A 24,472-nucleotide genomic window follows, 5' to 3' on the forward strand; every position below is an offset into this window, starting at 1 on the left:
AATCAGGGCTTTTCATAGTCTTAGTTTAGAACCAATCTAAATAGTGTGGAAATGAAATCAGAAAATTCGGCTTTAAAAAGTAACGCTCAAGGTACTTTTGATGAAATTAATATTGAAGACGGTTTTATTGTATTAACCAGCAAAAATGATAGTGATCATACTAAAGTTATTGAGCGCGAGATTGATAGTAGTTATATTCAGTTTCATTTTTGTAGTAAAGGTTCTGCTGCTTTTATGTTTAATCAAGGTAATTATACCTTGAATATTGATGAGGAAACGTCTTTATTATTATACAATCCGCAACGTGATTTACCGATTCATTTAGAATTGAAACCACATTCTTGGTTGGTGTCTTTGGTAATTTCTATTAAAAAATTTCATGGTTTATTTTCTAACGACGCCAATTATGTCACCTTTTTAACTGATGATAATAAGGACAAAAAATATTACAAAGACGGCAAAATATCACCTTCAATGGCTGTGGTTTTAAATCAGCTCATCAGTTTTAATCTTAATAGTTCTATTAAATCCTTATACTTTAAAGGGAAAGCGTACGAATTATTAAGTCTGTTTTTTAACCGAAGTGAAGATGCCGATATTGAACAATGTCCTTATTTAGTAGATGAGGTTAATGTGGCGAAACTAAAAAAAGCAAAAGACATCATTATCGCTAATATGGCAGAACCACCAACGTTGCAAGAGTTAGCAGATGATATAGGTCTAAGTCTCAAAAAATTAAAAGAAGGGTTTAAGCAGATTTATGGCGATTCGGTTTTTAGTTTTCTATTCGATTATAAAATGGAAGTGGCACGTAAACTTTTAGAATCTGGCGATTATAATGTCAACGAAGTGGGACTAAAAGTAGGGTACAGCACAGGAAGCCATTTTATTGCGGCTTTTAAAAAGAAATTTGGGACGACGCCTAAAAAGTATATTACGGCTTCGAGTTAATAATCATAATACCCATCACCACCAGTTGGTGTTACACGTTGTCTATCCTTATAAATCGCTAGGTTAAGAATTTCAATATATTGCTCTTCTAGTTCTTTTGTCTTATCTACGACAGTACCATAACTTTCAGATTTAGAATAATAATCTACAACCACTTTATTTGGGTCTTTTGGTTTAATAAATGAGATGTAATGTAAGGCTTCAACTTTGCCAGAATACTCATCGTCTTTATCTATTTTAAAGAAATACATGACAGCGTTTTTGCCTTTATCGGTTACAAAATCGCGTTTAAAAAGAAACGCAATAGAGTCTTGTTCTTTTTCGAAATTAGCGTCAGATAAGAGTTTAGATTTGGCAAATTGTTGTTGATTGATATTCAGAGATTTTAAACTTTTTAAAAGTTTTGCGTCGTCTAATTCTTCTAAAACTAAATATTGATTTTCCTCATCGTCTAAGAGCTTTTCGTTTAGTCTAGCCGGAATTGGCTCTTTAGCTTTAGTTAGTAGAATGTAATATTTTACTAAGGCATTGACGTCATCGACACTCATTAGTTTTTCAAAAAAGTCTTGGGCAGTGCGTTCTTTTCTATATGGAAAAATTAGTCTTACATAAGTTGACAGGTTATGAGAATACGAATTATAACCATAATTATTATAGGTGCTTAAATTCCGCTTAATTTCCATTTTAGCATCATTGATCAGCTGATTTTTATATTTTTTATAGGTCTTTTGCTTTACTAATCCACTGTCTTTTACTTTGGCAAGTAAAGTGTAAAGTGGTTGTTTGTATTCTTGTATGGTGCTGTATTCTAATATCTTAGGGAATAATGAGGCTTTTAAATCCAAAGAATCTTTGCCTTTGTAATTATAGAACATGCTGCCAACACTTCCTAAAGGTAAATCGCGCTCCATTAATTCTAAAGCAATCGCGTAAGACTCCTTTGTATTAGAATCTAATAAGCCTTCTAAAATAGAAATTTGAGTTTGCGGATCGGAATAACTACCGTGATACAATTGCTTTAGAAATGGTAAATTATTGTTTAAATCAATGCTTATAAGTTGTTCTACGAGATACGATTTGATATCTAAACGGTCTTTGTCAAATTCAAAATCCTTCAGAATAGAAACAATGTCTTTAACATTATGCTTCTTAAATTTAATAAGGTCATAAGATTCTAATATAATACTATCTTTTGCTCTTAAGGCTTCAAAAAATTGATGGGTTTTATCGGTTAATACACTCTTGCCTAAAAGGGTGTCTTTTGGTGTGAATGACTCGTAAAATTCAGTCACAAATTGAGAAGGGCCACTTATGGAATCTATTAGCGCTTTCAGTTCAAAAAGAACTCCTTCTTTTAGAATGTTTTTGACCAAGACTTGCTTAGCACTTGAAGAATCTGTGTAACTAAAGCTATGCGTATAATTACCATCATCAGTTTTAGTGGAAGATCGATTGGCAATATGAAATGCTTTTTCTGTTTTGTAATAATGTGATTTATAATTTACTTTTTCTTCTAAATCGTTCCAAAGACTATCAACATTATGAAACATCTGTAAATCGTGAAACTTTGTTCTGTAGACAAAAATTTGCTCGTTAGCGTCAGTAGAATAAACCGTTTCATTCATCGTCTGTTCATAATCCTTCGCTTTTTTACCGTTATTGTAATTATAGTTGTACGGATTTGGTAAAGGTGCTTTACCACTGGTGTTAACAGAAAAATGTAAGGAGGTGTCAATCACTTTTTCAAAACCTGAATAATCCGTTTTATTAAATTTAAACGATTTGAAAAAGTCCGATTTGTCCGTAGCATTTGTACCAACATAACCTAACAAATAGTAGCTCCCATCTTTTACAATGGTTTTTAGATATAACCTTTTGTCAGTGTCTGCATCTAAAATAGCATTAGACTCATACGTTTTATAGTCGCCAGCTTTGAAACCTCCTTCGGCTTCAGTTAACTTGTAATTTTTGTATAAGGCATGATGAAAATATTTAGCCTCAAAACTATCTTCTTCTATATAGGTTATATCATTTAAAACAGCTTCTTCAAGAAAATAGTAGGCATCGTCTTTATAGCCTTCCAATAGCTTTTTTCCATAATTATTCATATTACTAGAAATGTAATATTTAGGAAAATTAACTTGAAATTTTTTCTCAGGAGACACAAATAATTGAGTTTCGTTAGAAGGTTCTTTTAGGGTTAATGAATTGAAGATTTTTGCTTCATGTTTTAGTACAAAATCACTACGTCCTGCAAATTTAATGACAATAATTTCTAATGGAGTTTGGTAGATATGATACTTCTGAAATTCTCCTTTTTTGGTTTTATTAACGATACTAATGCCAGGATAAGGAGTGGTTAATTCTTCTTTTTTAATGATATCACCAGGAATATCTTCGTATAGTAAATGGTCAATTTCTTTTAGTGTAATTGTTGCTTTTTCGTTAGGTAAATAGGCAAAACGACTAATTCTATTTAAAGTCAAATAGGCGCCATTGGTCATGTCTGGATCTAGATAATATTTTTGTCCTCCATAAGACAGTTCACGTAACTCATCGTAGGTATTGATGCTTAAAAATCCATCTGGAGTGCTGTGATTTTTAAGTGCTGGTGTAATAAAAAGACTATCGAGTTTTGTTTTCTCCGTTTTGCTATAATCGGTTTGCTCAGACGTTAACGCTTTTACAGTATAACCTCTTTTACGCAACATATTAATCATACCATGTTCACCAGGTAAGTGTGCTGCACCAACGCCTGCAAAAACGGATTTCGTTGGCATTAATTTTTCTAAAGACACCACCATATTTTCGTTACGGATATACAACATGTTTTCTCTAAAGAATTCTGTATTGACACCAGCACCAATAGAATCTAACAAGTCCAAATTTCGATCGCGATATAAGTTTTCTTGAATTAAATAGGCATTTTCTTTGGTATACAATTTTTGAACCCAAGGGTCTATTTCTTTTTTATTCGCATTATAAGCGGCTTTAGTGGTTAGGTATCGTGACTCTTCCAAATCTTCTAAAGCATATATGTTTTTATCGTTTTTCTTTCCTGCTTGAAAAATAAACATATCTAAATAGGTTTCTTCTTCAAAATTATCTGAAGCGCTACTTTTACGGTATAGATAAGCATTCACAGCATTATTATCCATACGAACGGAACCTCTAATCGCCATTTCTTCAGGATGGGTTAGTTTAAAAAGATTGGTATAGAAATCCTCGTTGTAATTGTTATAAGCGCCCATTTGGCCAACCATCATATCATAATTAAAACCTGGCCAAGTTGTCGGATCGGATTCTAAGGCAATACAATCGCTCTGATTTAAAGCTTTATAAAACACATCGTCTAATCTAAAAGCTACTTTTTTGCTCACGTGCATAGTGCCATATAGGTAGGATGGTTTTTCGAGACCATTTCCGGTAATTTTCCAAAGTAGACTCTGATATTGTTGCTGAGAAAAGGCAACTATGGTAAATAAAATAAGAAATAATGAGAAGTATTTTTTCATAAAAAAGTAATCAAGACTTGTAAAGTAATTTAAATCATTTAAACAGCTTTAAAGATTTTGTTAAACTCGATAAAAAGTAAGTCATAAAACTATTCAATTAGTGAGTATAACTTAAAAGTAACTAAAATATTTTAAGATACTAGAATAAATAAAAGCTATACAAACTCTTATGAGGTATTACAATTAGTATCGTATTTTTGTATTAGAAAAAGAAAAGCATAAATCTCTTTTAAGAGATACTGAAATAATTCAGCATGAAAGGAATTTTATTAGTTAATTTGGGCTCTCCAGATAGTCCAAGCCCTAAAGATGTTAAGAAGTATCTTGGTGAATTTTTAATGGACGAGCGTGTTATTGATGTGCCACTTTGGGCTAGAACATTATTAGTAAAAGGTATCATTTTAAATACGCGACCAAAGGCATCAGCAGCTGCTTACCAAAAAATTTGGTGGGAAGAAGGGTCGCCGTTAATTGTATTGTCTGAGCGCCTTCAAGGAAAAGTTCAAGAAAAGGTAGCATATCCTGTGGCATTAGCGATGCGTTATGGTAGCATGACCATTAAAAATGGATTACAAGAATTGGTGGATAAAGGTTGTACCGAAATAAAAACAATTCCGCTATATCCGCAATTTGCTATGGCTACCACAGAAACTATTGATGTTAAAGTGGATGAGTTGGTTGCTGAATATTTTCCCAATGTAAAAATTACTAGAACTCCAGCGTTTTATAACCGCGAAGATTACATCAATGTGCTCTCAAAAAGTATTGGTGAAACGTTGAATGATTTGGATTATGAACATGTTCTTTTTAGTTATCATGGAGTTCCTGAAAGACACATTCGTAAAAGTGATATTACCAATGGTAATTGTAAAATGAACGGTAAATGCTGCTTTAAAATGGGCAGTAAGCAACACGAATTTTGTTACCGTCACCAATGCGAAATTACAACTGTAAATGTGGCAAAAAAACTCGGTTTAAAAAATGGTACGTATTCCACAACGTTTCAATCTAGACTAGGTTTTGACCCATGGTTACAACCTTATACAGACCGAACAATTGAAAGAATGGGGAAGGCTGGCACCAAAAAAATGGCGATTGTAACACCTGCATTTGTAAGCGATTGTTTAGAAACTTTAGAAGAAATTGCAATGGAAGGTCAGGAAATTTTCCACGAAATGGGCGGAGAAGAATTTACTGTAATTCCTTGTCTTAACGAACGCGACGATTTTGCTGAGGTACTGGCCAATATTATTGAGGAATGGACAACTGATAAAACTACTGCCGTTTAATGGCTAATATATCGTCACAAGATTTAGGAAATCAGCCGATAGGAAAATTACTAATTAAGCAAGCCGTACCAGCATCTATTGGTATTTTGGTGATGTCGCTTAACATCTTGGTCGATACTATTTTTGTGGGTAATTGGATTGGTTCAACAGCTATTGCTGCAATAAACGTTGTATTACCGGTGTCGTTTTTTATTGCAGCACTTGGTATGGCTATTGGTATTGGTGGATCGTCCATAATTTCACGAGCATTAGGTGCAAACAATACTGTTAAAGCCTTAAAAACTTTTGGGAATCAGCTCACGTTAACTTTACTATTTACCGTCACATTTGCGGTTTTTGGATTAATTTATGTGGATACGTTAATTCCAGCATTCGGAGGGAAAGGTAATATTTTCGATCCTGCCAAAGTCTATTACGAAATCATTCTCTATGGTGTGCCCATCTTAGGCTTTGTAATGATGGGAAATAACGTGATTAGAGCAGAAGGGAAGCCAAAATTTGCGATGTATGCGATGCTTATTCCTTCTGTAGGAAACTTGGTATTAGATTATATTTTTATCAATATTTTAGATTACGGCATGGCTGGTGCAGCTTGGGCAACTACAGGGTCCTATGTGGTGGCCTTTTTATTTATAATGTGGTATTTCTTATCTGATAATTCGGAACTGAAAATCAATTTTTCGCATGTTAAATTAGAAAAATCAATTGTATCTGAGATCGCCTCACTTGGTTTCGTTACGTTAGCAAGACAAGCTGTTGTGAGTGTCACGTTTTTATTAGTGAATAATGCACTGTTTAATTTTGGTGGAGAAACGTCGGTTACCGCATACGCTATTGTAGGAAGAATGATGATGTTTGTGTTGTTTCCTGTATTTGGAATCACACAAGGCTTTATTCCTATAGCAGGTTTTAATTATGGGGCAGAAAAATACGGACGTGTAAAAGAATCCATTTATACAGCTATAAAATATGCGACGATTTTAGGAACAATAGTCTTTGTTGGTTTAATGTTTTTTCCTGAAATCATCACAAAATGGTTCACGAGTGATGCCGCTGTTATTAGAGCAACTCCAAGTAATATGCGATGGGCTTTTGCGGCTGTACCTATTTTGGCACTACAACTCATAGGAGCTGCTTATTTTCAAGCGGTAGGAAAAGCATTGCCAGCATTATTACTAACGCTTACAAGACAAGCAATCTTTTTTATTCCACTCATATATGTCTTACCTTTATATTTTGATGAATTAGGGATTTGGATGTCGTTTCCAATCTCAGATGTGTTATCAACTATTGTGACGGGTTATTTTTTGAAAAAGGAAATTGATAAAACTTTAATCGATAAAATTTAATCGTATGGAATATTACAATTACATAAAATCACTGCACCTTATTTTTGTGATTACATGGTTTGCTGGGTTGTTTTATATTCCAAGGTTGTTTGTGTATCAAATTGAAGCTTTTCATAAATCATCACCCGAAAAAGAAATTTTAGGCAAGCAATTAAAATTAATGGCAAAGCGTCTTTGGTTTATAATCACATGGCCTTCTGCAATTTTAGCAACCTTGTTTGCCATTTGTTTAATGATTTTAATGCCAAGTTGGTTTCAAATGGGATGGATGCATGTTAAATTGCTTTTCGTGTTTTTATTGTTTATTTATCATTATAAAACACATATGTATTTCAAACAACTTCAAAATGATGAGGTAAAAGTGACGTCTAGTTTTATGCGTATCTGGAATGAAGGGGCAACATTCATACTATTTGCTGTCGTTTTTTTAGTGATTCTTAAAAGTACAATCAATTGGATTTTTGGAATTATTGGTTTGGTCGTTTTAGGAATCTTAATTATGTTAGGTTTTAAATTGTATAAAAATATACGGGCTAAACATCCGGATGCTTAATAAAAAATTCTAATCCCAAATCCCAAATTCCAAAAAGAACGTAGTGTTATTTTGTTTTTTGTAATTTGAGATTTGTGCTTCGCACTTTTGGATTGATTATTGCTATATTTAAAACTTTAAATTCCGTTTCTAAGCACATTTAGATGATTATTAATAAACGCCTATCCTTAAGAGCTCGAATCAATTTAGCGATGATACTTTTAGTACTTGTCGCTTCCGTTTTAATCGCTGCTGTAACTATTTATCAATATAGCGAAGAGGCTAAGGAATATCATAAAGAACGTTTAGAGCGTAAAGAAAAGGCCATTAAACAGAGTATTGATTTTGTTATTGGTGAAACAACTTACCCTGTTACTACGGAGAATATTCCTTTAATTTTTAAAGATGAAATTTTTGAAATTGACGCTATCCATAATTTGCAAATCAACCTTTATGATTTAGATGGGAAGTTACTAAAAAGTTCAAAAAGAACCATTCATAGAGACACGACTAACCTTTGTTTGGATGTTGAAATATTAAATACACTTTCTAATACTTTAGAGCATCGTTATGTAGTGAAAAATAATGTAGCGGGACAAACGTTTCAATCGTCGTATAGCTATATAATGGATGAAAAATTTAAGACGCTAGCTATCTTAAATTTACCCTATCTAGAGAATGATGATTTTTTTAATAAAGAGCTAAAGGAATTTTTAAAGCGTTTGGCTTATGCGTATTTGGTATTGATTTTAGTCGCTATCGTAATCGCTTATTTTATATCTAAATACATCACCAAATCACTGAGAACTATTAGTGATAAGATGAATGAAACACGATTGGAAAAACGCAATAAAAAAATTCAGATAGGATCCTCAAGTGAAGAAATAGAAACTTTAGTGAATTCATACAATAGTATGATAGATGAGCTCGAAGCCAGTGCTGTCGTTTTAGCCACTAATGAACGCGAGCAAGCTTGGCGCGAAATGGCAAAACAAGTGGCGCACGAGATTAAGAATCCGTTAACACCAATGCGATTAACCGTTCAGAGTTTTCAGCGTAAGTTTAACCCTGAAGATGAAAAAATTTATGAAAAAGTAAATGAATATAGCAATACGTTGATTCAGCAAATCGATACCATGAGTTCTATTGCTTCTGCATTTTCAAACTTTGCGAAGATGCCAGCGCAGAAAAGTGAAAACCTCAATGTGGTACATATCGTAAAGTTGGCACTCGATATTTTTAATGAAGACTATATTGAATTCTATCCTGAAACCGAACAAATTATAGCCAAATTTGATAGAACACAGTTAATACGCGTGGTTACTAATTTGGTTAAAAATGGGATTCAAGCAATTCCAAGTGATGTTGAAAATCCTAAAATTGAAGTCCGTGTATTTAGTGAAGAAAATAATGTGAATATTACGATTAATGATAATGGTGCTGGAATAAATGAAGATACAAAAGATAAAATATTTGAGCCAAAATTCACTACTAAATCAAGTGGAATGGGACTAGGTTTGGCTATGGTAAAAAACATTGTGGAAACTTATAATGGAAGTATTACCTTTACAACACAATTAGGAAAAGGGACTATTTTTACGGTATCATTTCCTAAAAATTAATGAACTAATAATGTCACACTGAGCAGAGTCGAAGTGTATTTTAAAACATATAGTAATGAACTACGAAAACATACTTTCAGAATATTCTAACGGAATTACAACCATTACAATCAACAGACCAAAGAAATTAAATGCCTTAAATAAAGGGACTATCCAAGAGTTGCATGAGGCTTTTGAGGATGCAGATAGAGATGCAGATACTAAAGTAATCATTATTACAGGAAGTGGTGAAAAGGCTTTTGTAGCCGGAGCCGATATTAGCGAATTTGCCGATTTTAGCGTTGATGAAGGTGGGGAATTGGCAGCACAGGGTCATGAGATTTTATTTAATTTTGTTCAGAATTTAAGTACTCCAGTTATTGCCGCTGTTAATGGTTTTGCACTTGGTGGTGGCTTAGAATTGGCTATGGCTTGTCATTTTAGAGTGGCGAGTAGTAACGCTAAAATGGGATTGCCAGAAGTATCCTTAGGCGTTATTCCAGGTTATGGAGGGACACAACGTTTACCACAATTAGTAGGAAAGGGTAGAGCCATGGAAATGGTAATGACCGCAGGAATGATTGATGCTAACCAAGCTTTAAATTATGGTTTAGTTAATCATGTTGTAGAACAAGACGAATTACTACCATTAGCGGAGAAAATAGCGAGTAAAATTATGCGAAATTCTTCTGTAGCGATTGCCGAAGCAATTAAGTCCATTAATGCTAATTATGAGGATGGAGTTAATGGTTTTGAAATAGAAATAGAAGCTTTCGGAAACTGTTTTGGTACTGAAGATTTTGTAGAAGGAACCACTGCTTTTTTGGAAAAGCGTAAGGCGGATTTTCCAGGGAAATAGATGAATCCTATCTGACTACCGTATCTTTTGATAAGATTTTATATAGGTAATAAATCGGAGCTATTAAAATGAAGCTTGCTACTATAAGTGGACTCATTACAAGTAGTTGTATTTTAAATAATTGGTACATAATTTAAATAAATAATTTTTGTCAAAGTTATTGCGTATTGTAATGCTGAAAAACATAAATCTTACCTTATTACTACTCAAAATTGATATTGAAAAAAATCTTAAGTGTTATATCGTAGTTTGTGAATAATCATAATCATTAAAACTACAACCTGTAGCCACGCTCAGCCATTTTTCATATTAATTTTGGGGTATGATACATCCCAAATCCACAATTAAAGGTAGAGGTGCACAACAAAACACGCACAATCGTTTTTTTGAGTTGTCTTACGAAATGCGTGATGATTTTCTAGAGTTTTGCCATAAAGAAGGTGAAACTGTAGATAAAAACAAAACCCAGTATCGTAATGTATTTCCAAAGACAATTGTCAATAAGGTAGTAAGTCCAGATGTTGGTATGGCTTATTCTATGAATATGTACCAAGGTTGCGAACATGGTTGTATTTATTGTTACGCTAGAAATTCGCACGAATATTGGGGTTATAGTGCTGGCTTAGATTTTGAACGTAAAATATTGGTTAAAAAAGATGCTCCCAAATTATTAGAAGCCCATTTAAAAAAGAAAAGTTGGAATGCGCAGACTATTGTTATGTCTGGTAATACGGATTGTTACCAGCCAGCTGAACAGCAATTTGAACTTACAAGACAGTGCTTAGAAGTGTTTTTAAAGTACAAACATCCTGTCGGAATCATTACCAAGAATGCTTTAATCTTACGTGATATAGAGATTTTAAAAGCGCTCGCTAAAGAGGATTTAATCGCTGTAAATATTTCCATCACTTCACTTTCGGAAGATACTAGACGAATTTTAGAACCGAGAACTGCAACTATTAAAAAACGACTTCAAGTTGTAAAGGAGTTGAGTGATAGTGGGATTCCTGTTAATGTGATGTTGGCACCTATAATTCCTTCCATAAATAGTCATGAAATTCTACCCATGGCAAAGGCCGTTTCAGAAGCTGGAGCTTTAAGTATTGGGCATACTATAGTACGATTGAACGGAGCTATTGGAGAACTTTTTACGGATTGGATAAAAAAAACCTTACCAGATCGCGCCGATAAAGTATTGCGTCAAATTGAAAATTGCCATGGAGGCACACTTAACGAAAGTAGATATGGAGTTAGAATGCGTGGCGAAGGTCAAATTGCACAGCAGATTAATGATTTAGTAAAATTGGCACGTTTAAAATATTTTAAGAATAAAGCCATGCCAAAGCTAAACGTAAAACTTCATGAGCCTTTTAAAGATGGCCAAATGAAACTCTTTTAAACAAAAAAAAGTGGGCTCTCTACAACCCACTTTTAACTAAATAAACTAATAAATAAACAATAATCTAAATTTTAAAATTTTCGACAAACACACGATCGTTTGCTCTAATAATCGCGGTATAGTTGCCTTTAAGGTTTTGGTCTAATTTGTAAACTCGGTTTAATATATCTTCACCTTTAATAGTTTCAGAATGAATAAGTTCATCTTTAAAATATAGTTCAACCGTCATTTTGTTGGTATCAATCGCTAACTTAGAAATGATAATTTGAGAATTATTAGTTCTAAATACAGGCTTAAAAATCTTTTTGTTTGAAGTTTCTAAATAAGTAACTGAATGATCTTTTACTTGGATAGAATTAATTTCAATTTCAAAAGCCTTGTTTACTTCAACAGTATAGATACCATTTTCTAATTGTGAGAAATCATAAAGCGTTTCAATGTAACCGTTATAGTTAATAAGGCCATTATAAACAATTTCTCCAGAAGCGTTAGCTACTGAAATTTGATCTCCTTTACTCACCATTGCAGAAGAAGGTGTAGCGTCTAACGTTGCATTTGCATAACTTGTAGAGGCTCCTAACAATACTGCTAATACTAATATATTTCTAAATAATGTTTTCATAATTTTCTTTTTAATCATTTAAAAGCTGGAAATTTAATTTGGTTGGTAGCAATATTTGATAGCAATTTTTTATGCTCCAGCTTTAAACGATTTGATACTACAAATTTATAGCAGCTTTGTCTTTTGAAAAACAACGAAATTGGTCTATTTATATACAATATTAACCCAAAGGTTATTTGGGGTAATCTTATAGGTTAATATAGTATATATTATTGTTAATCTTCTATAGGTTTATCATATTCTCAATTTTGAGGGCTGAAAATCATAATATCTCAATGAATTAATGCCGACTATATAAATAAGATCTATAGGTGTGTAATTATATTCTTCTTGTCCATGAGGTTTACATTGTCAGTGTTATTATGTATGGCATTGCTAAGAAAGTTTAATCTGGATCTGTATACCTTATTTATATAATGACACTATTTTAAACAAAAAAAAAGTGGGCGCTAATGGCCCACTCTTAAGTCAAATATTTTCATTTAAAATAACTTATATTTTAAAGGTTTCAGTAAATACTCTACCGTTAGATTTAACTACTGCTGTGTATTCTCCTTTAACAGTATTATCGAATTTATATACTCTATTCAATATGTCGCTACCATTTGCCATTTCTGAATGAATTAATTCATTATCATAATAGAGCTCAATTTCCATTTTAGAATTGTTTAAAGCTATTTTGGAAATCATCAGTCTATTATTCTCAGTTCTAAATACTGGTTTGAAGATCTTTTCACTTTTTTTATTTAGAAAATTAACGTTGTGGTTTTTTACTTCTACAATGTTAACTTCAATTTCAAAAGCTTTTTCTACTTCTATAGTATAGATACCATCTTTTAGTTGCGAAAAATCGTAAAGATGACTAATATTTCCATCATAATTAATAAGACCGCTAAATACGACTTCTCCAACGGCATCAGTAACAGAGATTGAGTTTCCTTTTTTTACACTATTAAAAGTAGGTACTTCTAAAGATGCATTTGCGTAGCCTGTGCATGTTCCTAACATCACCGCTAATACTAAAATGTTTTTAAAGAATGTTTTCATAATGTTTCATTTTTTGTGGTTACACTGATATTTAAAATCTACGTCTCTTTAATTGTGGCGTAATATTCTTCTAAGTAACAGTTTAAATGATTTTACATTACAAAGATATAGTGGATGTTCTTTGTTAAAAACATGCATTTTGGCTAATTTATATACATAATTAACTTAATACGTCACTTTATTATTATATTAGGTTAAAATGATATATATTATTGGTAATCTGCTATAGGTTTTCAGATTTAATACATTTAACTTTGCATCTATTAATGATGTTATGAATACAAGAAAACCTACTTTAGAAAAGATAAGTCCTGAATTTGGTAGTTCAATATTAGTGCGAAAACACAAAATTGATGCTTATAAAGGAGAAAAAAAACCATTTTGGCATTTTCACCCAGAAATAGAATTGGTTTATGTCAATAAGGGACAAGGTAAACGCCATATTGGTAATCATTTATCTTATTTTAATAACAGCCAGCTTTTATTATTAGGCTCTAATTTGCCGCATAATGGTTTTACTGATCGTTTAACTATTAACGGTTCTGAAACTTTAGTGCAGTTTAAACCCGAATTTTTAGGTAATCATTTTTTTGATATTCCAGAAATGGAAGCGATTAATAAAATGTTTGAGCTTTCAAAAAAAGGAATTCTCTTTGGAGTTAAGACTAAACAGAAGTTGGGAAAGAAAATTGAAAAGCTAAATGAAAAAGAAGGCTTTAAAAAAATACTAATTTTATTAGAGGTCTTACACGGTTTAGCCAAATCAGAAGATTATACCATATTAAATGCCGATGGTTTTGCTTTTGAAACCGAACCACAAGATAGTGCTAAGATCGATGTGATTTTTAAACATGTTAACCAGAATTTTCAAGAGCATATTAGTTTAGATGAAATTGCAGACAAGGTGAGTATGACCGTCCCTGCATTTTGTCGCTACTTTAAAAAAGTGACGGGGAAAACATTTACAAAATTGGTTAATGAATACCGTATTGTACATGCTACTAAATTACTATCGGAAAGTCAGATGAGTATTGCGGATGTTAGTTTTGAGTGTGGCTTTAATAATTTTTCGCATTTCAATAAGCTATTTAAAGAATTTACAGGTAAGAGCGCCTCTAAATATAGAAGTGAGTTAAAATTAATGGTACAATAATTATAATTTAATTCTTATGGGTAAGAAAATAGATACTGCAATCCAATATTATTCTAAAAAAGGCCAGGACATTTTGGATATTGTCAATTCTAAAACAGATCTATCTGCTGATGAAATAATTCACTATGGTGAAGAGATGGCTGCTATTGAATATAAGTTGACGGCTTTAGAGGTAGCCAAAGAGAATTAATACATTTTATTTTTTGCCTTCCCATTCCGCAAAAAACTGGCTTAGAAAACCTTCCATATACTTATGGCGTTCTTCAGCAAGTCGTTGGCCTGTTTTGGTGTTCATCTGATCTTTAAGTAACAATAACTTTTCATAGAAGTGATTTATAGTCGGTGCTTCTGAGTTTTTGTATTCCGATTTTGTCATTTTAAGGTTAGGCTTTACTTCAGGATTATAAAGTGGCCTATTTTTAAATCCTCCATAATTAAAACAACGTGCAATACCTATGGCTCCAATTGCATCTAAGCGATCGGCATCTTGTACAACTTCCATTTCTTTAGATGTAAACGATGTATTTAAATCAAACGAGTTTTTAAAAGACATGTTATCAATAATCTGAGTCACATGCTCAATAATTTCGCTATCTACGTTGTGTTTTAATAAAAACTTACTCGCAATTTTAGAACCCAAAGCTTCATCTCCATTGTGAAATTTAGGATCCGCAATATCATGCAGTAGCGCTGCTAAAGAAACGATTGTGATATTTACAGGTTCATGTTTAGCAATGAGTAAACTATTTTTGTAAACACGTTCTATATGAAACCAATCATGACCACCTTCGGCACCCTTAAGTTCAGTTTTTACGAAATTAAGGGTGGCTTCAATAAGTTGAGCATCTGAAATTGTCATACTCATGTATTACGCAGGATCGACCCATTTAAATTGAAATGAATTTTCAGGAATTTTTATACGTTCAGACAAGCGATACATTCTAGGTGGTAATTTCATTAAGTAATCTCTTGCTTTCTCGGCTTCATCATTTAATCCTGTAATCTTATCAATTTCCCAACGGTCCAGTAATTTTTGTAAAATGTCAACATAATCATTAGAGGTATAAACTCCGATACGTTGTGCGGTATTAGAAAATTCTTCAAAAGCGGTACCAATACTTTCTCCAGATTCTCTTAAGAAATGTGCTGGCATCGCAATTTTTCGTTTCATCATATCGTAAAAAGCCATCATCATTTGGCTTGGGTCTACCGTAAAAATACGTTCTACAAACTCAGAGTAGGCGTGGTGGTGACGCATTTCATCACCCGAAATAATTTTACACATTTTAGCCAATTGCTTATTGCCTTTTTGTTTGGCAATTTTAGCAACACGATTATGAGAAATATAAGTAGCTAATTCTTGAAAGCTAGTGTATACAAAGTTTTTATAAGGATCTCTTCCGGTTCCGATATCAAAACCATCATTGATTAAATGCTGTGTGGTTCTTTCAATTTCTTTCATGTTCACACGCCCAGAGAGGTAAAGGTATTTATTAAGGACATCTCCATGTCGGTTTTCTTCACCAGTCCATTGTCGCACCCATTTAGACCATCCGTTGTTTTCAACTTGGTCTACGCCAACCACATCCATTAGCCAAGATTCGTAAGTAGGTAAAGCCTCTTCAGTAATCATATCACCAACTAATACGACCCAAAAATCATAAGGTAATTCTTTAGATAGCTCTCTAATTTCTCTAACATCTTCGTAAAAAGATTCTTTTGTAGAGTCTGGTAAGAAGTCTGTTGGTTGCCAAATGGTTTCAACAGGAATTAAATATTTTTGAATAAGTGCGTCAACATCTTTTTCAAGATGCTGCATCACTTCTAATCTTACATTTTTTAATGACATCTAAATGTTTTTTTGATGATTATTTCTCGATAGCTTCAACAATAGTTTCTTCAACATGTTGAATTAATTCGACCTTATCAGTAAAGTTAGTAATTTCTAAGGGCTTATGCACGGTAAATTTCATATGATTTCCTATTCCCATCGGGAAATTTCCGTAACGTAACATTTTCCAAGAGTTGTTTATAGTAATAGGAACGATGAGTGCAGAAGGGACTTTTTTTATAAGCATTTCCAAGCCTTTAGTTTTAAATGGTCTTGGTACTCCATCTTTACTTCGTGTGCCTTCTGGGAAGATCACAGCTGCTCGTTTTGTTTTTTCAATATAATCTCCAAATTTCATCATAGCAGATAACGATTGCCTCGGATTTTTTCGATCTATTAAAACAGAACCTCCATGACGTAAATTAAATGATATACTTGGAATGCCTTTTCCTAATTCTTGCTTTGAAACAAATTTAACATGATGTTTACGCAAATACCACATTATTGGTGATATGTCGTACATACTTTGGTGGTTAGAAACAATAATTAAAGGTCGGTCTGTACTGATTGTGTAAGGATTGTAAAATGAGATTCTGGTGCCTAAAAGATTAAGACAGCGCATAATAAAAAATTGAAGGCCATCGACACTAATTTTGAGTCCTTTATAGCCAAAGACATTAAAACTAACCCATTGAATAACATGAAATATTACCAAGGTTAACCCAAAGCATAAATAAAATATAACCGAAAGCGGATAGGCTAATAGTTTTCTCATGGAACAAAAATAATCAATGCAATTTAGGAACAAAAAAACCACGATAAAAATCGTGGTTTAAATACGTCATTTTTTAATTTTTAGCAGTACTCGTTATAAGCATCCTTAAGGTTCTCTGCAATTAATTCTGCAGGACGACCTTCAATATGGTGACGCTCTAACATGTGTACCAATTCTCCATCTTTAAATAAAGCCATACAAGGCGAGCTTGGAGGAAAAGGAACCATGTGTGCTCGCGCTGCATTAACAGCTTCTTTGTCTACACCTGCAAAAACAGTTACGATATGGTCTGGTTTTTTTGCATTGTCTAAACTTGTTCTAGCACCTGGTCTTGCATTTGCTGCTGCACAGCCACAAACCGAATTTACAACCACTAAAGTTGTACCTTCTTTTGCTAGTGCGTTTTCTACAGCTTCTGTTGTATGTAATTCTTCAAAACCTACGTTGGTTAAATCCTCACGCATTGGTTTTACTAATTCTGCTGGATACATATTTTTTATTTTAATTAATCTTAATTTGAAGTGCAAAGATAATGAAAAATAATAGCGCGTCTGCAGTAATCGGTTAGCAGTTTAAATGCGGTTATTGTGGTTTTCAATGGTGTTTAGAAATATTTTAAATTAAAGCTATTTACTCAATGTATATTTAAAACCGTCAGAAACCATACCTTCATCTAAAATCAGTTGATTAGTGGTTAAACTTATAATTCTTAAATCTGCATTATCAATAACTAAAGTCGTGTCGTTGGCAGTAATTAGCACGTCATAATTGTAGGTTCCTGATGGGTAACCACTATGTATTACACTAGCTGTGTTAGAATTGGTAATCGTAATTTCAGTGGGATCAGTATTAAAATTCCATGTAATTATTCCAGATTCAAAATTATCATCAACACCAGCAAAACCTCCAGAAACATTTACTAAAGACCAAGAACCGCTAAGTACTGGGTCTGAATTTTGCTGTGCATCGTCATTGCTGTTGCAACTTAATGTAAAAAGCAGTACGGCAAGAAAATAAAATGTAGATTTCATAATTTCACAGTTTTAGTTATACTCATAAGATACGATTTTATACAAAAGTTTGCTTACAAAACGTAACAAATTACAATTTCATCCCACTTACATATAGTATATTTACATCTTTATTATATCAAATATAAAATATGAGTTTTGCAAAATGGATTGGTGGTGCTTTAGGTTGGTCATTTGGTGGTCCAATTGGTGCTATTATAGGATTAGCTTTAGGTAGTTTTGTTGATAATTTAACAGATAGCGGTACACCATTAATTGGTGATCGGCAGGCAGGAAGACAACGCGATACCTATAGAAAAGTACCAAATTATAGTGAAAGAACCTCACGGGCACAAACACAGTCTGGTGATTTTGAAGTAAGTCTCTTAATTTTAGCGTCTATTGTTATTAAAGCCGATGGCAAACAAGACCAGCGTGAACTCGATTTTGTGCGTCAGCAATTTACTAATATGTATGGTAAGGATAGAGCTAATAAAGCTTTTGAATTGTTTAAGCGTATTACTAAACAAAATATTTCTACACGCCAAGTATGTTTGCAGATAAGGCAAATGATGGATCATGCATCACGTTTACAATTGCTTCACTTTTTATTCGGAATAGCAAAAGCGGATGGTTTGGTTACAGAAGACGAATTACGCCAGATTTATACCATTACTGGTTACTTGGGCATTAGTAATAGAGATTTTGAAAGTATTAAAGCCATGTTTTATAACAGTAGCGATAATTCGTATAAAATTTTAGAAATTGATAAATCGGTCTCTGATGCTGAGGTAAAAAAAGCCTACCGTTCAATGGCGAAGAAATACCATCCAGATCGTGTTGGGCATTTAGGTAAAGAGCATCGCGAAGGTGCCGAAGCTAAGTTTAGACAAGTGCAAGAAGCTTATGAGCATATTCAGAAGGAGCGAGGGTTTAAGTGATATTTAGTCGCAGTTTCTTACTGTTACGGCAAATTAATTGAAAAAATTTGGGTGACCTTTTTAGAAAAAGAACATTAATAAATAAACCACTCTTATGAGCGACGAAAAAATAATGTTACTTTTTAAAAACGGTCAACGTGATAAAGCGTTTAAAGAGTTGTACAAACTCTATCCTCGTATTGAAAAACTCATTCTTTCCAAAGGAGGCACAAAAACAGATGCTAATGATGTATTTCAGGAAGCATTAATAATTTTAAATAGAAATCTCGAAAAATTAGATTTTAAACTTACATCTTCATTTTATACTTATTTATATTCCGTATCTCGATTTGTTTGGAAAGACACTCAAAAACAATTTTCAAAACAAGAATTACACAATTTGCAAGGTGAAGAGGTCTCTATCCTTGATGCTGTTTTAGAAGAACAGAAATATCAATCTGCTGAACGTGCGTTTCGCGAATTAGGAGAACGATGTCAACGATTACTTCAACGGTTTTATCTCAAAAAAATGTCTTTTAAAGCCATTGCCGTGGCCATGCAATTTAAAAGCGAAAAAGCGGCAAAAAACCAAAAGTACAAATGCTTGCAAAAGGCCAAAGACATCTACAGAAATCAATTTAAAACGCTTCAATCTTAATTCGGGAAATCATGGAAAAATATATAGATTTAATTAATGCGTATTTGAATAAAACGCTTTCAGAGTCGGAGGTGTTAGAGTTTGAAAATAGGTTAAATGCAGATTTTGAATTTAATACTATTTACAATGAACATTTAATTTTTTTAAAGGGAATTGAAAGAATCCAAATAAAAGAAGAAATAAGAGAAGCTAAAAGTAGTTTTTTTCGATTTAAGTGGCTGAAGTCAGTTGGAAGTATAATAGGCGTTTTAATATTAGCTGTTCTTGTTTGGTCGTTATTTTTTAATAACCACATTCCTAAGGATGAACTTAGAGGGGTTTTGAATTCTGAAACAGAATTTGTTCAACATTTTGAAGTTTCTTCTGATAGTATAATCACAATAGAAGGAGAGGAGGGAACTCGATTGACAATAGATCCTAAGGATTTAGAATTTCCATCTAAGCAACCTTTAAAAGGTGAGGTGCTAACTATACAATTAATAGAATTAACTAATAAGCAAGATTTACTTATAGCGAATACCCAAACAATATCTAATGATGAGTGGTTGATTTCTGGAGGAGCATATAAGATTGATATAAAAGCAAATAATCAAACATTAGTTTTAAAAGAAGGAAAAACTATTGAAGCTAAGTTTCCTAAAAATACTCAAGAGGAAAATATGCAAGTATTTTATGGTGACAGAAATAAAAATGGTTATTTAAACTGGAATTTGAGCAATGTTCAACTTCAAAATGAAAAGCATTTCACTATATTTTGTAAGGATTCGATAGTTTTGGATGTCGAAATGACTAGTAGGTTTGGCGGTGTCGAAACGATGATGCATCTATTAGAGATAGATACTTTGGGTTTTTTAACTCAGGATGAATTAAATTCGAGATTTCCACAAATAGAAAGTTTTGGTAATCAGGTAGATACTGTAATCGTTCTTCAGGAATATATATATATTGAAACAATTGATTCATTTGCTGAATTATCGGCTCTTAGTATAGATGATTATAAAACTCTGATAAACCAAAGATATCTTACCAAGGCTGATTCTTTACAGTTGAAAAAGAATTACGAAAAGAGAGATTTATTTTATGAAGCAATTGAAATTTCAAAATTAGGCTGGATTAATATTGATCAATATTATAAGATGGAAGATAGAATAACTATAACTTTTGAAAATAATAAAGATGTCAATTTTAACACCTTTACAGAAGAAGCTTATTCTGAAAATTCAAAATGGCATGAAACCTATCTTATAGACAACGAAAACAACACCATTTTAAATGTTTATTCTAATTCTATTGAAATTCCTAGAGGAAAGCCATTTACGATTATTTCTTTTTGTGTAGTTGAAGATATCTTTTATGTAAGTCGTAAGACTATCAATTTTAACGAAGGTGAAACTGTTATCCTTAATTATAAAAAACGTAATAAGTCTCAAATAAAGTCTCTTTTACGCTTGTGAATTAACAATTGAGCGCATTCTCAAAATATGATTACTAGATGTTATATCTTAATAAAAACTAACTTTATGAGAATATATTGAGCTATTATCTACTCAATGCCTTTCTCCTTTTCTTTTTGCTTTTTTTCAATGTATCTAAAGTAGCGCTGGGTTTTGTATTTGTTATAGATAAAAACACATAGCACTATAAATCCTACGATGATTAATCCATTTTTTCCTGTAAAGTAATTGAGAAGTGCCATAGCTATTTACAATATTTAACCTCTGTCGTAAGTAAGGTTGAAATCTTTCATTGTTTTAGCCTCTAAATAAAAAGAAATCATCCTTCATATCTTCAATCTGCGCATCTTCGTTGGTCATAATATAGTCAATGGCCTTAGATGTGAATTCGTCCCCTTTTGTTGTTAAAGACACAATATTTTTTTCAATATGAATCATATTATTTTTTTGTGCTAAATCGAGAACGGTTTTAGCACGTACTTTTTGCCAATTGATATGTTCTCTTAGGTGATTAACATGGCGTTCTTCAAGTTCATCATGATTCTTTAAGTGTAATAAAAATGTCAATAAAGACACTTCGGTACGTTGTTGCTTTTCTCTATACATTACAGCGATAATACCTTTTGAAGGAGCAAATAAGTACACTACTAAAAATACCAATCCAAGAACAGATGTTATAGAGCCAGCAATAGACGCATCGAGCCAATGTGCTACCCAATAGCCAAAAATAGCACTAAAGATTCCGAACCCTATTGCTAAAGCAAGCATTTTCTTTAAATCGGTGGTGAGCAAATAAGCCGCAGCTGCAGGTGCAATCATTAAAGCGACTACTAAAATAGCACCAACGGCATCAAAGGCTCCCACAGTGGTTACTGACGATACAGACATTAATCCGTAATGGATAATGGCAGGTGAAAAACCAAGGGAAGCCGCTAAGCCTTTATCAAACGTACTGATTTTTAGCTCTTTAAAAAACAGGATTAAAAGTGCAACTGTAATTAACAAAATGGTGCCAACTACCCAAAGGGATTTTGGACCCACGTCAGCGCCTCCAATTAATAAGCGGTCAAAAGGAGCAAAGGCTAATTCGCCTAGCAAGACAGCATCGACATCCAAATGGACATCATTAGCGTTTTGAGCAATAAGAATCACACCTATACTGAACAATGCAGGAAATACCAATCCGATGGCGGTATCTTCTTTTACTAAGCCTGTTTTTTGAATGTATTCTACTAAAACTACCGTTATAATTCCGGTTAATGCCGCTAGAAGAATTAATAAAGGTGAATTTAAATCTTGTGTAATAAAAAATCCAACAACGATTCCTGGTAAGATAGAATGACTAATAGCATCGCTAATCATGGCCATTTTTCTGAGGACTAAAAACGTTCCTGGAATCGCACAAGCTACTGCAACTAAACTCGCAATCAATTGTATTTCAAGTTGTGCATTACTCATCTTCAGTAGATTGTTTAGTGTACAAATTAGCAGCCGCTTCAAAACCCGTTTTAGTTAAACTCCACATGTTTCCATTGAGATGCACGTAATCTTTATCTACTAATTTTTGAAGCGTCGATCGTGTATACCCTTGAAAATTATTTAAAAGTTTTATGGTGTGTGGATGCGAAATATTTTCATGAGTTTCGGCAATATGATGCATAAAGGCTAATGTTTTGTGCAATTCTAAATCACGTCTATTTTTTATAAAGCGAATTTGTTTAAACAACAAGCCACGACTAGGTGAAAATATAAATGAAAACACTACGAAAACTCCAGCTACTAATACAATCACTGGACCTGTAGATAAATTATCTTGACTCGCACTTATGGCTGTGCCAAATACGCCAGAAAAGGCTCCAAAAATAGCCGCTAAAAACACCATAGTAGATAAGCTATTTGTCCATTGCCTAGCTGCAGCAGCAGGTGCTAAAAGCATGGCGCTCATTAGAACTACACCAACCGTTTGAAGTCCTAAAACTATAGCCAATACAATAAATGTTGTAATGAGAATATCGATTAATTTGGTGTTAAAACCGAGTGTTTTGGTATAGTCGGCATCAAATAATAGGATTTTGAATTCTTTCCAAAAGGTGAGCATGACTAGTAAACAAATGCCTGTAACAATCGCCATAAGCCAAACATCACTTTCTACTAGCGTTGCAGCTTGTCCAAAAAGATATTTATCCAATCCTGCTTGGTTGGCATTGGGTTGCTTTTGGATAAAAGTCAATAATAGCATTCCAAAACCAAAAAATAAAGACAGAATTAAACCTAAAGCGGTATCTGATTTTAAATGGGTTTTGGTGACAATGCCTCTAATCCAAAACGTACCGATTAAACCACTGATTAATGCACCAATTAATAAGGTGTTGCTGTCCTTTGCACCTGTAATTAAAAAGGCAATGGCAATACCTGGTAAAGCCGCATGTGAAATAGCATCACCCAATAAACTCTGTTTTCTGAGTACCGCAAAACTACCTAACATTCCCGTTACAGCACCTAAAATTGCGGTTCCGAGTGTGATGGTTCTTAAAGTGTAGTCTGTGAAGACTAGTTTTATGTATTCTGTTATGTCCATAATTCCTGCGAAATGGGAATCTCCCATTGCGCAATAGTTTACTTTGCTTTGTCATTCCTGCGAATGCAGGAATCCACTTATAACTCTTTATTTCTTTTATTTAGATTCCTGCCTTCGCAGGAATGACAGCTACTCCTGTATACTCACTTTATAATTAATACCATAAGTCTTTGTCAGATTATCATCATTAAAAATATCTTTCACAGGTCCTGTGGCAATTTTTTTCACGTTTAAAAAGGTCACCCAATCAAAATATTCGGGTACGGTTTGTAAATCGTGATGGACTACAATTACGGTTTTACCGGCTTTTCGTAATTCTTTTAAAATGTTTATAATGGCAATTTCGGTTGTAGCATCAACTCCTTGAAACGGTTCATCCATAAAATAAATAGATGCGTTTTGTACTAAGGCTCTGGCCAAGAAAATACGTTGTTGTTGTCCACCAGAAAGTTGACTTATTTGTCGACTTTTAAAAGCTAACATACCGACTTTCTCTAAAGCTTCAAGTGATGCTTTTTTTTCTTTTTGCCCAGGACGCTTTATCCATCCTAAACTGCCGTAGGTTCCCATCATTACCACATCTAAAGCTGTTGTCGGGAAATCCCAATCTACGCTACCTTTTTGTGGTACGTATGCGACGAGTTGTCTTTGTTTTTCGTAAGGTTTGTCATAAATAGAAACACTACCAGCAATGGGTTTTAAAATGCCTAAAATAGATTTTATGAGTGTTGATTTTCCGGCGCCATTGGGGCCAACAATAGCCATAAGAACACCTTCAGGGATTTCTAAATCAATATCCCAAAGTACAGGTTTGTAGTTGTAGGCAACAGTCAGGTCGTCTACTTTTACGGCTATGACTCTTGCGGAAGCAGAAGTCTTGTCACTAGGACTACTGTGTTTTATATTTTCGTATGACTCGTTTTTCATTT

The 24,472-nt window shown here is 33.2% G+C and carries 23 protein-coding genes; 12 read left to right on the forward strand and 11 right to left on the reverse strand.

The genetic code is table 11. The features are described 5' to 3' along the window. The first annotated feature begins 51 nt into the window (after window positions 1-51). A complete protein-coding gene (locus tag KO515_RS01350; protein ID WP_215934575.1) occupies window positions 52-951 on the forward strand; it encodes a helix-turn-helix transcriptional regulator in 900 nt (299 codons plus the stop codon). Here the strand turns inward: KO515_RS01350 and KO515_RS01355 are convergent. After that, complete coding sequence (locus KO515_RS01355; protein ID WP_215934576.1) at window positions 948-4,466, reverse strand: TraB/GumN family protein; 3,519 nt, start codon at window positions 4,464-4,466, stop codon at window positions 948-950. The genes KO515_RS01350 and KO515_RS01355 overlap by 4 nt on opposite strands. 254 nt (window positions 4,467-4,720) lie before the next feature. Between KO515_RS01355 and hemH the strand changes: the two genes are divergently transcribed. From hemH to KO515_RS01385, 6 genes are all read left to right on the forward strand, one after another. Then, window positions 4,721-5,755, forward strand: a complete 1,035-nt coding sequence (hemH, locus tag KO515_RS01360) for a ferrochelatase (RefSeq protein WP_215934577.1) — start codon at window positions 4,721-4,723, stop codon at window positions 5,753-5,755. Next, window positions 5,755-7,104, forward strand: coding sequence for an MATE family efflux transporter (locus KO515_RS01365; protein ID WP_215934578.1), 1,350 nt, complete (start codon window positions 5,755-5,757; stop codon window positions 7,102-7,104). Before hemH ends, KO515_RS01365 begins: the two co-directional genes overlap by 1 nt. Window positions 7,105-7,108: 4 nt before the next feature. Then, entirely contained in the window at window positions 7,109-7,657 is a 549-nt protein-coding gene (locus KO515_RS01370; protein WP_215934579.1) for a CopD family protein, read from the forward strand. 191 nt (window positions 7,658-7,848) lie between these two features. Beyond that, a complete protein-coding gene (locus tag KO515_RS01375; RefSeq protein WP_215934679.1) occupies window positions 7,849-9,258 on the forward strand; it encodes an ATP-binding protein in 1,410 nt (469 codons plus the stop codon). Window positions 9,259-9,313: 55 nt separating this feature from the next. Beyond that, the gene (locus KO515_RS01380; protein WP_215934580.1) at window positions 9,314-10,096 is read left to right on the forward strand and encodes an enoyl-CoA hydratase/isomerase family protein; all 783 of its coding nucleotides are present in this window, start codon (window positions 9,314-9,316) and stop codon (window positions 10,094-10,096) included. 322 nt (window positions 10,097-10,418) lie between these two features. Continuing rightward, on the forward strand, window positions 10,419-11,495 hold the full coding sequence (locus KO515_RS01385) for a PA0069 family radical SAM protein (RefSeq protein ID WP_215934581.1): 1,077 nt from the start codon (window positions 10,419-10,421) through the stop codon (window positions 11,493-11,495). Window positions 11,496-11,559: 64 nt separating this feature from the next. On the opposite strand, the gene KO515_RS01390 is transcribed toward KO515_RS01385, so the two are convergent. Next, entirely contained in the window at window positions 11,560-12,117 is a 558-nt protein-coding gene (locus KO515_RS01390; RefSeq protein ID WP_215934582.1) for a hypothetical protein, read from the reverse strand. A gap of 492 nt (window positions 12,118-12,609) precedes the next feature. Further along, window positions 12,610-13,164 carry a hypothetical protein gene (locus KO515_RS01395; protein ID WP_215934583.1) on the reverse strand — a complete coding sequence of 185 codons (555 nt, stop codon included), beginning with the start codon at window positions 13,162-13,164 and terminating at the stop codon, window positions 12,610-12,612. Window positions 13,165-13,438: 274 nt separating this feature from the next. Here KO515_RS01395 and KO515_RS01400 point away from each other — a divergent pair, with 274 nt between their 5' ends. Together KO515_RS01400 and KO515_RS01405 are read left to right on the forward strand one after the other, a co-directional pair. Further along, window positions 13,439-14,317, forward strand: coding sequence for an AraC family transcriptional regulator (locus KO515_RS01400; protein WP_215934584.1), 879 nt, complete (start codon window positions 13,439-13,441; stop codon window positions 14,315-14,317). 16 nt (window positions 14,318-14,333) lie between these two features. Further along, window positions 14,334-14,507, forward strand: coding sequence for a hypothetical protein (locus KO515_RS01405; protein ID WP_215934585.1), 174 nt, complete (start codon window positions 14,334-14,336; stop codon window positions 14,505-14,507). Between the two features lie 6 nt (window positions 14,508-14,513). Here KO515_RS01405 and KO515_RS01410 read toward each other — a convergent pair whose 3' ends face one another. The 5 genes from KO515_RS01410 to KO515_RS01430 form a co-directional block, all read right to left on the reverse strand. After that, window positions 14,514-15,182, reverse strand: coding sequence for an HD domain-containing protein (locus KO515_RS01410; protein WP_436800002.1), 669 nt, complete (start codon window positions 15,180-15,182; stop codon window positions 14,514-14,516). 3 nt (window positions 15,183-15,185) lie between these two features. Next, complete coding sequence (locus KO515_RS01415) at window positions 15,186-16,166, reverse strand: acyl-ACP desaturase (protein ID WP_215934586.1); 981 nt, start codon at window positions 16,164-16,166, stop codon at window positions 15,186-15,188. A 19-nt stretch (window positions 16,167-16,185) separates the two neighbouring features. Next, window positions 16,186-16,923 (reverse strand): lysophospholipid acyltransferase family protein, encoded by a 738-nt coding sequence (locus KO515_RS01420; protein ID WP_215934587.1) that lies wholly within the window; start codon window positions 16,921-16,923, stop codon window positions 16,186-16,188. A gap of 80 nt (window positions 16,924-17,003) precedes the next feature. After that, window positions 17,004-17,414 carry a BrxA/BrxB family bacilliredoxin gene (locus KO515_RS01425; protein ID WP_215934588.1) on the reverse strand — a complete coding sequence of 137 codons (411 nt, stop codon included), beginning with the start codon at window positions 17,412-17,414 and terminating at the stop codon, window positions 17,004-17,006. 135 nt (window positions 17,415-17,549) lie between these two features. Further along, complete coding sequence (locus tag KO515_RS01430; protein WP_215934589.1) at window positions 17,550-17,954, reverse strand: hypothetical protein; 405 nt, start codon at window positions 17,952-17,954, stop codon at window positions 17,550-17,552. Between the two features lie 131 nt (window positions 17,955-18,085). Between KO515_RS01430 and KO515_RS01435 the strand changes: the two genes are divergently transcribed. The 3 genes from KO515_RS01435 to KO515_RS01445 all read left to right on the forward strand — a co-directional run bounded on the left by KO515_RS01435 (window position 18,086) and on the right by KO515_RS01445 (window position 20,965). After that, complete coding sequence (locus KO515_RS01435; RefSeq protein WP_215934590.1) at window positions 18,086-18,874, forward strand: TerB family tellurite resistance protein; 789 nt, start codon at window positions 18,086-18,088, stop codon at window positions 18,872-18,874. 94 nt (window positions 18,875-18,968) lie between these two features. Next, window positions 18,969-19,511 carry an RNA polymerase sigma factor gene (locus KO515_RS01440; protein ID WP_215934591.1) on the forward strand — a complete coding sequence of 181 codons (543 nt, stop codon included), beginning with the start codon at window positions 18,969-18,971 and terminating at the stop codon, window positions 19,509-19,511. Window positions 19,512-19,522: 11 nt separating this feature from the next. Beyond that, complete coding sequence (locus KO515_RS01445; protein WP_215934592.1) at window positions 19,523-20,965, forward strand: hypothetical protein; 1,443 nt, start codon at window positions 19,523-19,525, stop codon at window positions 20,963-20,965. A gap of 297 nt (window positions 20,966-21,262) precedes the next feature. Here KO515_RS01445 and KO515_RS01450 read toward each other — a convergent pair whose 3' ends face one another. From KO515_RS01450 to KO515_RS01460, 3 genes are all read right to left on the reverse strand, one after another. Beyond that, window positions 21,263-22,423 carry a metal ABC transporter permease gene (locus tag KO515_RS01450; protein WP_215934593.1) on the reverse strand — a complete coding sequence of 387 codons (1,161 nt, stop codon included), beginning with the start codon at window positions 22,421-22,423 and terminating at the stop codon, window positions 21,263-21,265. Further along, window positions 22,416-23,543, reverse strand: a complete 1,128-nt coding sequence (locus KO515_RS01455) for a metal ABC transporter permease (RefSeq protein WP_215934681.1) — start codon at window positions 23,541-23,543, stop codon at window positions 22,416-22,418. The genes KO515_RS01450 and KO515_RS01455 overlap by 8 nt, the downstream gene beginning before the upstream one ends. A 129-nt stretch (window positions 23,544-23,672) precedes the next feature. Continuing rightward, the gene (locus KO515_RS01460) at window positions 23,673-24,470 is read right to left on the reverse strand and encodes a metal ABC transporter ATP-binding protein (protein WP_252723746.1); all 798 of its coding nucleotides are present in this window, start codon (window positions 24,468-24,470) and stop codon (window positions 23,673-23,675) included. Window positions 24,471-24,472 lie beyond the last annotated feature (2 nt).

Source organism: Winogradskyella psychrotolerans (assembly GCF_018860545.1).
GTDB lineage: Bacteria > Bacteroidota > Bacteroidia > Flavobacteriales > Flavobacteriaceae > Winogradskyella > Winogradskyella psychrotolerans_A.

What these genes read in the sequence shown, in the direction of transcription:
- KO515_RS01415 (WP_215934586.1), bottom strand. Translation starts at nt 16,166, where the DNA reads ATGTCATTAAAAAATGTAAGATTAGAAGTGATGCAGCATCTTGAAAAA.
- KO515_RS01450 (WP_215934593.1), bottom strand. Translation starts at nt 22,423, where the DNA reads ATGAGTAATGCACAACTTGAAATACAATTGATTGCGAGTTTAGTTGCA.
- KO515_RS01420 (WP_215934587.1), bottom strand. Translation starts at nt 16,923, where the DNA reads ATGAGAAAACTATTAGCCTATCCGCTTTCGGTTATATTTTATTTATGC.
- KO515_RS01375 (WP_215934679.1), top strand. Translation starts at nt 7,849, where the DNA reads ATGATACTTTTAGTACTTGTCGCTTCCGTTTTAATCGCTGCTGTAACT.
- hemH (WP_215934577.1), top strand. Translation starts at nt 4,721, where the DNA reads ATGAAAGGAATTTTATTAGTTAATTTGGGCTCTCCAGATAGTCCAAGC.
- KO515_RS01385 (WP_215934581.1), top strand. Translation starts at nt 10,419, where the DNA reads ATGATACATCCCAAATCCACAATTAAAGGTAGAGGTGCACAACAAAAC.
- KO515_RS01430 (WP_215934589.1), bottom strand. Translation starts at nt 17,954, where the DNA reads ATGAAATCTACATTTTATTTTCTTGCCGTACTGCTTTTTACATTAAGT.
- KO515_RS01440 (WP_215934591.1), top strand. Translation starts at nt 18,969, where the DNA reads ATGAGCGACGAAAAAATAATGTTACTTTTTAAAAACGGTCAACGTGAT.
- KO515_RS01460 (WP_252723746.1), bottom strand. Translation starts at nt 24,470, where the DNA reads ATGAAAAACGAGTCATACGAAAATATAAAACACAGTAGTCCTAGTGAC.
- KO515_RS01410 (WP_436800002.1), bottom strand. Translation starts at nt 15,182, where the DNA reads ATGAGTATGACAATTTCAGATGCTCAACTTATTGAAGCCACCCTTAAT.
- KO515_RS01365 (WP_215934578.1), top strand. Translation starts at nt 5,755, where the DNA reads ATGGCTAATATATCGTCACAAGATTTAGGAAATCAGCCGATAGGAAAA.
- KO515_RS01445 (WP_215934592.1), top strand. Translation starts at nt 19,523, where the DNA reads ATGGAAAAATATATAGATTTAATTAATGCGTATTTGAATAAAACGCTT.
- KO515_RS01355 (WP_215934576.1), bottom strand. Translation starts at nt 4,466, where the DNA reads ATGAAAAAATACTTCTCATTATTTCTTATTTTATTTACCATAGTTGCC.
- KO515_RS01400 (WP_215934584.1), top strand. Translation starts at nt 13,439, where the DNA reads ATGAATACAAGAAAACCTACTTTAGAAAAGATAAGTCCTGAATTTGGT.
- KO515_RS01435 (WP_215934590.1), top strand. Translation starts at nt 18,086, where the DNA reads ATGAGTTTTGCAAAATGGATTGGTGGTGCTTTAGGTTGGTCATTTGGT.
- KO515_RS01455 (WP_215934681.1), bottom strand. Translation starts at nt 23,543, where the DNA reads ATGGACATAACAGAATACATAAAACTAGTCTTCACAGACTACACTTTA.
- KO515_RS01390 (WP_215934582.1), bottom strand. Translation starts at nt 12,117, where the DNA reads ATGAAAACATTATTTAGAAATATATTAGTATTAGCAGTATTGTTAGGA.
- KO515_RS01395 (WP_215934583.1), bottom strand. Translation starts at nt 13,164, where the DNA reads ATGAAAACATTCTTTAAAAACATTTTAGTATTAGCGGTGATGTTAGGA.
- KO515_RS01350 (WP_215934575.1), top strand. Translation starts at nt 52, where the DNA reads ATGAAATCAGAAAATTCGGCTTTAAAAAGTAACGCTCAAGGTACTTTT.
- KO515_RS01370 (WP_215934579.1), top strand. Translation starts at nt 7,109, where the DNA reads ATGGAATATTACAATTACATAAAATCACTGCACCTTATTTTTGTGATT.
- KO515_RS01405 (WP_215934585.1), top strand. Translation starts at nt 14,334, where the DNA reads ATGGGTAAGAAAATAGATACTGCAATCCAATATTATTCTAAAAAAGGC.
- KO515_RS01425 (WP_215934588.1), bottom strand. Translation starts at nt 17,414, where the DNA reads ATGTATCCAGCAGAATTAGTAAAACCAATGCGTGAGGATTTAACCAAC.
- KO515_RS01380 (WP_215934580.1), top strand. Translation starts at nt 9,314, where the DNA reads ATGAACTACGAAAACATACTTTCAGAATATTCTAACGGAATTACAACC.